An 11,324-nucleotide genomic window follows, 5' to 3' on the forward strand; every position below is an offset into this window, starting at 1 on the left:
GAATTGGAGTGGGAATTGGCGTGGGAATTGGTGTCGGAATTGGTGTCGGAATTGGTGTCGGAATTGGCGTAGGAGTGGGAGTTACTGGGTTAGTAGTAATGATTTGAATATTGCCCTGAGTATAAGAGTTGCTGAAAGATTGACGGGGCTGAATGATATTATTACGACTGCTAGCGATCGCACCCGCAGTACCATTCACTGTCGCATCTCCCACTATAAATGGCGTTACTTGGTCAGTATCGCCGCCACCATGACGAATTACTATCGGCCCACCACCATCACCGCCAATAGTCGAAATACTTGCCTCTGTAACATTGTTGTCTGTAAAAGTACCAAAAGCCCGGAAAAAACCTGGAGTTCTGATATCAATGCTACCCCCTGGTGCATTAATGAATTCAACGCTGATATCATTTCCCGCGCTCAGGCTCACATTGTTGCCGCCTCCGCTAGCATTTACGCTCCCAAGTAAGAGCTTTTCTCCAGCCGAAATACTCACATTGCCATTAGCATCTATCCTGCCAATACTAACAGTACCTGTCTGAGCTACGACATCAACTGCATTGCCCAGTAACGAGTCCACCGCCAAGTTTCCAGAGGCAGTCAAGGCGATCGCACTGCCAGCACTCACATCGATCGCACCCGTCTCAATACTTCCGCCGCTACTCGTAAGACTTACATTGCCGTTGTTACCAACGCTAGAAATCTCATCAGTAAAAATATTCCCCGTTGCTTCCAGAGCGATCGCACCATTAGACTGTAGCAGACCAGCAGTGGTAATCGAGCCACCTGTTGCGATCGCCACTTCCCCACCGTTAATCTCGCTAGTGACAATATCACCCCCGGCTGACAAAATCACCGGCCCATCTGCTGAGATCGTCCCTACCGTAATTGAGCTGGATGAAGATGGAAAAGAGGTAAAATTTGTATCTCCAATCGCAGCATCGGGAGGAAGATTAGGAGCATTTGCCAGACTCACTACTCCCGATCGCAAAATCAACGCCGGGCCACTGGTCAAGATCGCAATATCTGGATCGGAACCAGAAACCGTAACATCGGGCCCTGTAATCTCAATATTGCCTGCAATAATGCTCCCTTTCGCCTCCACTTTCAGGGAAACGCCTGTATAATCCCCAAAGACGACATCTCCCTCAGAACTGAATATCGGGTCGTATCTGCTTACAAAGTTACCCGGCCCACCCGACAAATTCCGAATCGAGAAACTACCACCCGCAGCAAAGTGAGAATCACCGGAAATATTGCCACCACTAACCAAGCTCAAGTCGCCTCCGCTTTGGAATTGGGGCCCCGGCGCAATACCTGGAATCGGATTGAGGGCTAGGATATCAATGCTGTGATCGCCCTGAATGTACAGACTCCCTCCCACTCTAGCAACAAAGGGATTAGCTGGGCGATCGCGAACTATCACCCCATTTCGTGCTTGCAAAGTCAAGTTTCCACTCGTATATAATTGACTTCCCAACAAAGTGAGATTATTAGCCCCGTAAAGTATACTAGACTGAGCTTGAAGTCCGTTAGCATAGCCCGCCGCAAGTATTGCAGAATTCGGTGCCATTACCGTATCTCCGCTTTCTACCTTCAAATCCGAACCAATCAAAACCACTTCCCCAGCACTATTAACAGCGAGCCCAGTAGCCTGACTACTGCCAGCACCCGTTAATAACTGCGGTAAAGAAAGAGGTACATTAGCCACAGGTATTGCAGATCCTTCCCCTTGCGGGGTCGCTACCTCCAAACTCAGCAATAGCCCCTGTTGACTGATACGAACCACATTCTCACCAGGGACAGCAGCAACAGTAATTTGACCCCCTAGTGCGGTTAAACTGCCAGTATTCACCACCGTACCACCGAGCAAAGTTAAATTTTGTCCCGGCAAAACGACTAACTGACCAGCATTAACTATACTTCCCGATCGCGCTCCACTGAAATCAAAAGCACTAGGCGTTCCCACTAATGCAGCATAATCATTAACACCAACAGCATTAAACCAATTACTCCCAAATCCGATACCATTAGCAGTCGTAACAGTGAAACTACCTGGCACGTTTAGACTCGCATTAGCACCAAAAATAACACCTGCCGGATTGATTAAAAAAAGATTAGAATTACCCCCACTAACAGAGATTAAACCATTAATTATTGAAGCATCCCCACCCACAACACGAGCCAAGATATTTCTAATCGCTGGATTAGATAAAAAATTAGCAATTTGACCTTCACTCAAACCAAACTGTTGAAAACTGTGAAAAAGATTCGCTCCGTCCTTTGACAGAGTACCGCCGCCAATATTGTAGCGGTTGCCTTCAGGAGTAACAAAAGTTCCCGTGCCATCTACAGCGGGTTTAATGGGTTGTGCTGCTGCCAAAGAATCAAATATTAAAAAATAGAAAGGGAAAATCAATAACCCACATTTTTTTATATTTAATTTTAGATTTTTCATCATAAAATACACCTAAATACCAATTATAGCATGGATTTGTAGAGGTTTTTAGTTGCACGATCGCAGGCTAATTGCTTATTGGTAATCGCTCACAGTTAACACTTAACAAATTAGTAAGTCGTAATTAAAAGTACTTCTTCACCCAATTGAAAACTGCTAGCTCTGGATTTCACTGATTTTACCTAATTCCCTTGCTAATTACCAATTAACTCCCTGATTTCATTGATTTTAGGTAATTCACCAATTTTACTTGCTAATTGGTAATTGGCAATTAGCACAAATATATTAACTGTACATGAGTCAGTTTATATATTAAGAAGGAGTGCTAAAGCCTAAGTTGGCAAGACACATAGAACTCTCTAAAGTTCCCTAATATAGTAGGATGACACAATTTTTAAGAGGACTTAAGCATAAGCAAGATTTTCTGTAATTACGACAGCCAAGCAGAGCGCAGTCAAGTTTAGCACAGTCAAGTTTAGCGCGGTTAGGACGAAGGAAGTAATCTAAGGAACAAAGCAACCCCAAAGCAATCTTAAACCTTGATTGCTCGTTATTACTACGCAAGTCCTATTTTAAATTACTGACGATGCTCAGTTCCTCTTAAGATAGAAGCCAAAACCAACTATAGGGAAAACCTCACTTATGGCAGTCATTAACGGCACACTTGATGATGATAATTTAACTGGAACCTCACAACGAGATGTCATCTACGGCAGAGCCGGTAGCGACCTGCTTAACGGTGCAGAGGGAGACGATCTGCTGTATGGTGGCAAAGGCAGCGACACTGGCAGTGGTGGGTCAGGTAACGACTATCTCTTTGGAAACTTAGACAATGATAGCTTAGATGGCACTGATGGTCGGGATGTCATTTTTGGGGGTAAAGGCGAGGATACACTGCGGGGAGGAGAAGGCCGCGACTTGCTGTTTGGCAATCAGGGAAATGACTTGATTGAAAGCGACAGCGGGGGAGATACGATCGCAGGGGGTGAGGGTACTGATACTTTTTCCCTTGGGCCCGCAAGCGGCAGTCTTAATCTAGCAAATGCACCAGTTATTACTGACTTTGGCAATGGCGAAGACGTAATTCGCCTAGCTGATGGCGGTCAAATATTGAGTCAAGGCAGAAGCATTATTGATTTAATAACTTTTGAGACTGCTACGAGTAAGCTCAACATCTTTCAAGGAACTGGTGAGAATGCTAAAAATGCCATCATTCAGGATTCTGTAACACAAGAGTTTTTGGCAATATTGAAGGATGTTTTAGTCCTTTCTTCACCTACTCCTACCCCTACCCCTACACCTATTCCTACGCCTACGCCTACTCCTACTCCTATACCTACGCCTACTCCTACTCCCACGCCTACGCCGCCGATCGCTGTGGCGGATACTTTGACCAAATTGGCTGTGGTGCCAGGTACTAATGGTCAGGATATAATTTTTACTGGTCAAACGGGCAATTATACTAGCGTTCTGAATATTCCCATAGTTGAGTTACTACAAAATGATAGCCCTACTGGGATTACCGTTACTACCGTTAGCAATCCCATTAATGGCACGGCTAATTATAACTTTGGCGATACAAGTGTATTATTTACCTCCCAGATTGGAGTCAGTACAGTTACTTTCGAGTACGCAGTTAGCGATGGCACTTTAACGAGTACAACTGTCCCAGTAACAGTCGATATCGAAGGGTTTCAAGTTAGTGGGTTTGAAGACAATGACACCATAGTAGGTTCTTCTGGTAATGACACTCTTGATGGTGGTAGTGAAAACGACAGAGTGCAAGGCGGTGATGGCGATGATAGTCTAGTTGGTGGATTGGGAAATGATACTATGATTGGCGACTTCGGTAACGATACTGTAGTTGGTGGAGAGGGTGATGACTGTCTCTCTGGTGGTGCAGGTGCAGGCTTAGTTGCGGATGGTAATGATGCGATCGCAGGCGGTAATGGTAACGATACTCTGATTGGTGACTTCGGCAACGACACCATTAATGGTGATGCTGGTAATGACTTGATTCAGGGAGATGCAGGAGATGACTTCCTGTTTGGTGACGCTGAGAATGACTTCCTAATTGGCGCGGATGGTAACGACTGTCTCAGCGGGGGTATTGGTGATGACACCATCAGTGGGGGCACTGACAATGACACTCTTATTGGTGATAGCGGTAGCGATCTCCTCGCTGGGGGTATCGGTGATGATTACTTTCAGTTAAACTCTCCAGGTGACGGGATCGACTTTCTAAATGATTTTACGCCTGGTAGCGATCGCATTCTCATCTCTGCTACGGATTTCGGCGGTGGTTTAACGGCGGGTACGCTTGCTGCTAGTCAGTTTGTCTTAGGTGTTGCTGCCTCTGACTTGATTCAAAGGTTTATTTATGATAGCGGTTCTGCGAATTTGTTCTTCGATGCCGATGGCATTGGTCCAGTACCACAAGTGCTGATAGCTACTTTAGCTGCTGCACCTCCCTTGAGTGCCTCTGATATTTTGATTATTTAAGCTAATAGTTAACTGTTAACTCAGATTCTTTTTCACGCATTGGCGAGTGCGATTGCACTTCAACCTCTTCACAAATAACTTCAATTATAGTGTTGCCATAAAGAGTGACAGTATGTAGCAAAGGTAACTCGTCAATATTTTCAGGATAAAATGAATATTTTCTCAAGTCATCCTGAGTTAGCTTTCGATATTCATGAGTAAGCTCGATAATATCTACATAATCATCTTTCTCAGACTCCAAAGAATCTTTTGAAAAGTTGAAAAGGAGAATATTTTTTAACAGAATTACTAACTTATGTTCGCGATTAAAAATTTTGATTGAGAAGATACTGCCACTGTTTTCAAAACTAACTGAATCAGCATAGGTGAGAGGAAGTTCTGTCAAGAAAGGCTTGTTCATGAGTTTGTATCGAAATATTCTGGTGGATGCCGATCGTGAGGAAGAGCGCGATCGATTCTACTACCGTCAGAGGCTAACCGCTGTCCCTTATTTATTCTAAAACCATCTGTACCGTATATGGGAGCTTCTGTTCTAACAATTCTTCCTGTTTGCCAGTTGATATCAACTTGCGAACCGTCAGGATGCTTGAACTTCTGCCATCCTCCCTGGGAAGGCTGTAGATTGCTAGGTTGAAAGCCATTGGCATCAAGAATTTTTCTTACCTCCTGTCGAGACAAACCGTTAAAATCTGGTAGGTTTGCGCTCATGCTATTCCACCCTATAAACATCAATGACTAATAGCGAAGTGCGATCGCCTGGTCGATCGATTTTATGATGGGATAGCCTTTAAATCACGATCGCTATGACTCTGCCTAAAGTTAAAAGCATATACACTGATGGTGCCTGTTCTGGCAACCCTGGCCCTGGTGGGTGGGGCGTAGTCATCTGTTTCGCCAATGGTGATATTCAAGAACTCGGTGGTGCTGATGCCAAAGCGACTAATAATCGCATGGAAATGCAAGCAGCGATCGCAGCTTTGGAATGGTTCGCCAAATCGGGTCAAGCTGAGCCTGCTACCCTTTACACAGACAGCGAATATCTCAAAAATGGTATTACAAAATGGATTCAAGGGTGGAAAAGAAAGGGCTGGAAAACCTCAACCGGTGCTCCTGTGATCAATCAAGACCTCTGGGAGTTACTTGACGAACTAAATTGTAAACAGATACAGTGGCAGCACGTCCGAGGTCACTCAGGCGATCGTTACAACGATCGCTGCGACGAGATCGCTCGCGCCTTCTCTCACCGTCAAATCCCCTCTCTGCAACAATTGGAGCAAGGCACTCAAGGAGAATTAACTACTACCCAACCTCGATCCCCATCTCCAATTCTCAATACAATTGTTTCACAGGCAACGGACACAACTGCTAACAAAACGATAGAATCCAATCTCATAGCCTCTGACCTTCTCATCTCCGATTCTGCTATGATCGACTCTACTGCCGATTCCCTAGACAACTTGCCACGTGAGGTGAGGGTTGAGCAACTCCGCAACCTGATAGAAACCTTGCACATTGCTGATGAAGTTGCCACTAAAGGCTACTTAATCACAAGTTCTGAACTAGCTGACCTCATGGATGTTAATGCTAGTGCTGTTACCAGTCGAGGCGACAAATGGGTTTGGCGTAACTGGGTGGTATCTAGGGCACGCCGCGAAGGCAACCAAATTCTTTGGTTACTAGAACGCATAGACCACGTTAACTCTACGGATTAGGTAATTGGTAATTGGTAATGGCATGAGGTTAATTACTAACTGCTAATTGTTAATTCTTAATTGGTGATGACATTAGGCTTATGGATAATGGCTAATTTCCTCGCAATTGGAGTGCAATTGCGGTTAGTAAAACTTAGATAGCAAGTTGCCCTTGGGCAATATAATACTATCAATTACCAATTACCAATTACCAAGAGAACAATTCATGACTTAGGAGTCAGCATGAATTATTTTAAATTATAAATTATAAATTATAGATTCTGGCTTCTGAATAATGTATTCTAGAGTGGTTTTATAAAGGGGAATGGGGGAGTGAGATAGATGAACTTTGGACAGTGGCTGGGCTTAGTCGCTCTGATACTTTCTCTCTCTATTCTTTGGGAAATTCGGCAACTGTTGCTGCTACTGTTTGTGGCAGTTGTGTTTGCTATCGCCCTAAACAGGCTCGTCCGGTTATTGGAGCGAGTAGGAATCCAAAGGGGTGTCGCTTCACTGATATCAGCAGTATTGTTGGTAGCGCTCATAGGGCTATTTGGGGCGCTTGTCGTACCTCCTTTCCTGAGCCAGTTTCGGGAATTGACCCAATTAGTACCTAAAGGGTTGACACTATTGGAAATATGGATTAACCAATTGTTTGTATGGCTACCAACTGAAGCTCGTCAATATCTTCCCAGTGTTGGAGAGTTAGGCAAGCAAGTTCAACCCCTGATAAGTGGACTGGCTAACAACTTTTTTAGGCTGTTTTCGGGTTTTTTAAACCTCACAGGCGGTTCGCTATTTGTGGTTGTAATTACTATCATGTTTTTACTCAATCCTCAAGCTTATCGCCAGGGCTTTTTACGGCTATTTCCCTCTTTCTATCGCCGCCGCGCTGATGAGATTTTCTCTCTGTGTGAAACTGATTTGGTCGCTTGGATTGTGGGTACGCTATTTAATATGTTAGTGATTGGGTCAGTTAGCGGGATTGTATTGTGGATTTTGGGGGTCAAGTTAGTTCTGGCAAATGCTCTGCTGGCAGGATTTCTAGAGGCTGTACCTAATGTCGGGCCTATCTTGAGTACAGTTGCGCCGGCGGCGATCGCTCTCCTCGATTCTCCCTGGAAAGCTGTTGCAGTTGTAGTTGCTTACTTTTTGATTCAGCAATTAGAACAGTTTTTGTTAGTTCCGATAGTTATGGGACAACAAGTTTCTTTATTACCTGCGGTGACGCTGTTAGCTCAGATTTTCTTTGCTTCTTTCTTTGGTTTTTTGGGTTTATTTCTCGCTCTCCCTTTGGTGATTATCGTGCGAATTTTGCTGCGCGAGATCCTGGTGAAAGATATACTGGATCAATGGGATGGAAATTTAGAGAGAAAATTGCCTCAAGAATTGCCTGAAACTTTACCGCCTACAACTGATGTTCATTCTCCAATTATTAGGGAATAGTTAACCCTGTAGGGTGGGTGCAGGTGCAATTTACATATTAAGAGAGCAATGTATCTGGTGGCATTACGCGCTCCAACAGGAATTATGCGATCGCTAACTTTTACACTAGCTTTAGGGCGGGGAGTGCCCACCCTAAAGATAGCCCCTAGCTATCGCATTACTTCGAGATAAAATGTACCCAGAAATTACCATCAGGGATACAGACATTGCGGATCAATCGATAGGAATAGTGTAGATATTCACCACTAAGATCGGTGCGATACCCACCACTAAACCACTCTCCATAGGGATCGTGAACAAAGAATCCATCGGGGTCATAACCAACTACAGGCATAATATGACCAAAAGACGTGAAATATCCGTGTATAACAGCAGGATTTCCACTTGCTAACCAATCTTGAACATCCTCAATAATTGCATTTTCCGTGAAGTAATCCTGATAGCCATAATCCTTGACAATCTTAGCTAAATCGTAGGGGCTCCAGCGACTGTAACCTTGATTGAGTGCATATTGATAGAGTTCATCCTCAAATTGACCCGACTTAGTTCTGCGTTGTGCTCCTAAAAACTCCAAACACATGGCGATAGAAGTCACATTGCAAGAACCAGTAGGATTGTACCAGTTGTCTAACTGAGATTTGTAGCCAACATTAAGCCTAACAGTTAGCGGATTTGGTTTGGGATAAAGTATGGTGCCTTCTTGAGTAATCTGAGCGTGTTTCTCGAAGATATACCAAATGGGGGAACCCTTAAAAGACTCATTGCGGAAAGCAACTCTTACGTGACCGCGAATGGGGGCAAAAGCAAGAATTTCAAACTCTTTTCCTGCTGGTATTGATTGTTTTTCCGACTCAGAAAGTTGAGAAGATGCAAGGGGTCTGGCTTTAAGAACTGTGTCTAAAACGATTTTGAGGACGGGTGGGGGTAGGGGAATTTCACCGACTTTAGTTTCGATCAGTTTTTTGGCTGTGACTGCCCCTAAATACCCTGGTTCGCCGCATTTCATCAGGGTTTGAAAGCGATGGAGGGCGGCGGTAGAGAGAGGGCCAAAGAGTCCATCTACTGGCGGTTTGAGTAAACCTAAGTCAATCAGACGGCTTTGAACTTGACGGCTGAGTTCGTCATCTCTAGCGATCGCTGCCGCATCATACTTGATATTTGTGTTGAGAAAAGCTTGTAGTTTCATTTACGTAGATCGGTGTTTACAAGTTTTATCTGTTGTCGGAAAATCACAGAACTTTTGTCGATTCCGTAGATCAGAACAGTTTAATTATTGATCGATTTAGACAACAATTTAGAGGTATAGGGCATTGGTGTCAACTTAAGCTGAAACCCGCCAGGGGTTAAAACCCCCTCTTATAAATCAAGTCCTCGCTCAGAGGACTTAATGAGTTTAATGCCACTTCTTCAGTTCTCTGAGCGAGGACTTTCGCTTGGAGACAGGGGTTTTAACCCCTAGCGGATTAAGGGTTTGACGTTAAGTTGACACCAATGGGGGGTAGGGGTACTACCTCGCGATCGCACAGCAATAGCAAGATATTTTCCCATTACCTCACGAGAACCCAATCAATTAAAAATGCAAAATTAAAAATTAAAATTAGTTTTTTAATTTTTAATTTTTAATTTTTAATTTTTAATTCTTTAGCGCAGGGCGGAGTACAACTACACCGCAGGCATCTGGGGAGAGATATTTGCAGGCCGCTTGCTGGATATCGATCGCATTGAGAGCTTGGATAGAGGCGGGATAGTTGAGGGCGGGGGCTAAATCCCCGACAATGGACTGGTAGTAGCCGTATAAATTGGCGCGATCGCTAGGCGTTTCATTCCCAAAAATAAACCGATTAGCTACTTGGGTACGGACGCGGGCCATTTCCGCTTCCGTTACGAGTTCCATCTGGATAGTGCGGATGTGTTGAGCGATCGCCACTTCCACCTCAACCAAATTCTCCTCAGCCAATTGAGCTGAAATATAGAATACACCCTGAAGTCGCTGAGTCATATTACTAACTGAAATTGAGGAGACTAAACCCCGCTCTTCCCGCAAATCTTGAACCAGCCGAGTTGTCCTACCGTGACCCAATATTGTTGCCAAAACATCAAGGGCGTAAGTCTCTTCTAAATTTGCCAGTCCCGGTACTCGCCACATCATCACCAATCTTGCCTGTTGAAGGCTGGAATCTACATATTCGCGGCGGACTGTTTCTTTAAAAGCAGATTCAGCTTTCAGATTCAAAGTTTCGGGTTTAAATGGCACTTCCCGCGATTCATGAGGTGTCATCGCATCTGCAAAAGCACCAGCCACAATTTCAATTAACTCCTCAACTGGCAAATTCCCCACAGCAACCGCTGTCATCGACTCAGGTTGATATCTGCTGCTGTGAAAATCCCGCATCTGTTCTACTGTCAGTTGTTCAATCACCGATGCCGGGCCGAGTACGGGACGCTTATAAGGTAGCACCTCAAAAGCTGTCTCCATCGATCGCTGATAAGTCCGTCGTCGGGCGTTATCTTCTGCCCGCCTAATTTCTTCGATCACCACCAACCGCTCTCGCTCAAAGGCTTCATCGGGAATGCTGGCATTGAGCAGTACATCGACTTGCAAGGGCGCGAGTTCGGCAAAATCTTGAGGGGCACAAGTGATGTAATAGTGAGTGTAATCTTGACTGGTAGCGGCATTCGTCACCGCACCCCGCTGCTCGATCAAGCGTTCAAATTCGCCGGCGGCCAATAGCGGCGTACCCTTAAAAATCATGTGTTCCAGGAAGTGAGCCATGCCGTTGATATCATCTGATTCTACGGCGGAGCCAACATTGAGCCAAACGCTAAGGTTAACGGCATCAACAGGCAAGTGTTCTGCGACGATCGTTAGTCCATTGGGTAGGCGGCGGACTGTAGGAGCGTTGAGAGGAGGAAGGGAGGAGGGTTTAAGAACGGTTGAAGTCATTTCGATTTTATTGCGCCTTATTTTCTATATCTTAGACGCGGTTGCAGATGTGTCGCATAGTTTCTGCTTAGGAACTAGCGTTGGCAGGACTTTAGACAAAAGTGCGTAGACCAAGCCAGCGGAAATTCTCGCTAGTATTTAAAACTAAAATTTCTGGGCGAAAAGTATGAGAATTAGGCGCAATAGTTAAAAGTAAATCCAATAAAACCGTCAAAATCAGGGGCAGATATACATTGATATTACATCTTCAGGGCTTACGCAAAATATCCGTAACGCCGCCATC

Annotated in this window: 8 protein-coding genes; 3 read left to right on the forward strand and 5 right to left on the reverse strand. The window is 44.7% G+C overall.

What is annotated here, in order from left to right:
* On the reverse strand, window positions 1-2,458 hold a 2,458-nt coding region (locus PN499_RS28440; RefSeq protein WP_417063905.1), incomplete at its 3' end, for a two-partner secretion domain-containing protein.
* Between the two features lie 642 nt (window positions 2,459-3,100).
* On the opposite strand from PN499_RS28440, the gene PN499_RS28445 reads away from it, so the two are divergent.
* Window positions 3,101-4,960 (forward strand): calcium-binding protein, encoded by a 1,860-nt coding sequence (locus PN499_RS28445; RefSeq protein ID WP_272036868.1) that lies wholly within the window; start codon window positions 3,101-3,103, stop codon window positions 4,958-4,960.
* Between the two features lies 1 nt (window position 4,961).
* Here PN499_RS28445 and PN499_RS28450 read toward each other — a convergent pair whose 3' ends face one another.
* A complete protein-coding gene (locus tag PN499_RS28450) occupies window positions 4,962-5,360 on the reverse strand; it encodes a hypothetical protein (RefSeq protein ID WP_272036869.1) in 399 nt (132 codons plus the stop codon).
* On the reverse strand, window positions 5,357-5,668 hold the full coding sequence (locus tag PN499_RS28455) for a hypothetical protein (protein ID WP_272036871.1): 312 nt from the start codon (window positions 5,666-5,668) through the stop codon (window positions 5,357-5,359). Before PN499_RS28455 ends, PN499_RS28450 begins: the two co-directional genes overlap by 4 nt.
* A gap of 95 nt (window positions 5,669-5,763) precedes the next feature.
* On the opposite strand from PN499_RS28455, the gene rnhA reads away from it, so the two are divergent.
* A complete protein-coding gene (gene rnhA, locus PN499_RS28460; RefSeq protein WP_272036873.1) occupies window positions 5,764-6,672 on the forward strand; it encodes a ribonuclease HI in 909 nt (302 codons plus the stop codon).
* Between the two features lie 321 nt (window positions 6,673-6,993).
* On the forward strand, window positions 6,994-8,097 hold the full coding sequence (locus PN499_RS28465; RefSeq protein ID WP_272036875.1) for an AI-2E family transporter: 1,104 nt from the start codon (window positions 6,994-6,996) through the stop codon (window positions 8,095-8,097).
* Window positions 8,098-8,254: 157 nt separating this feature from the next.
* Here PN499_RS28465 and PN499_RS28470 read toward each other — a convergent pair whose 3' ends face one another.
* Both PN499_RS28470 and PN499_RS28475 read right to left on the reverse strand, forming a co-directional pair.
* Window positions 8,255-9,283 (reverse strand): C39 family peptidase, encoded by a 1,029-nt coding sequence (locus PN499_RS28470; RefSeq protein ID WP_272036877.1) that lies wholly within the window; start codon window positions 9,281-9,283, stop codon window positions 8,255-8,257.
* 447 nt (window positions 9,284-9,730) lie between these two features.
* Complete coding sequence (locus PN499_RS28475) at window positions 9,731-11,041, reverse strand: M16 family metallopeptidase (RefSeq protein ID WP_272036879.1); 1,311 nt, start codon at window positions 11,039-11,041, stop codon at window positions 9,731-9,733.
* Window positions 11,042-11,324: the final 283 nt, after the last annotated feature.

Source organism: Kamptonema animale CS-326 (genome assembly GCF_028330895.1).
Classification (GTDB): Bacteria; Cyanobacteriota; Cyanobacteriia; order Cyanobacteriales; family Microcoleaceae; genus Kamptonema; species Kamptonema formosum.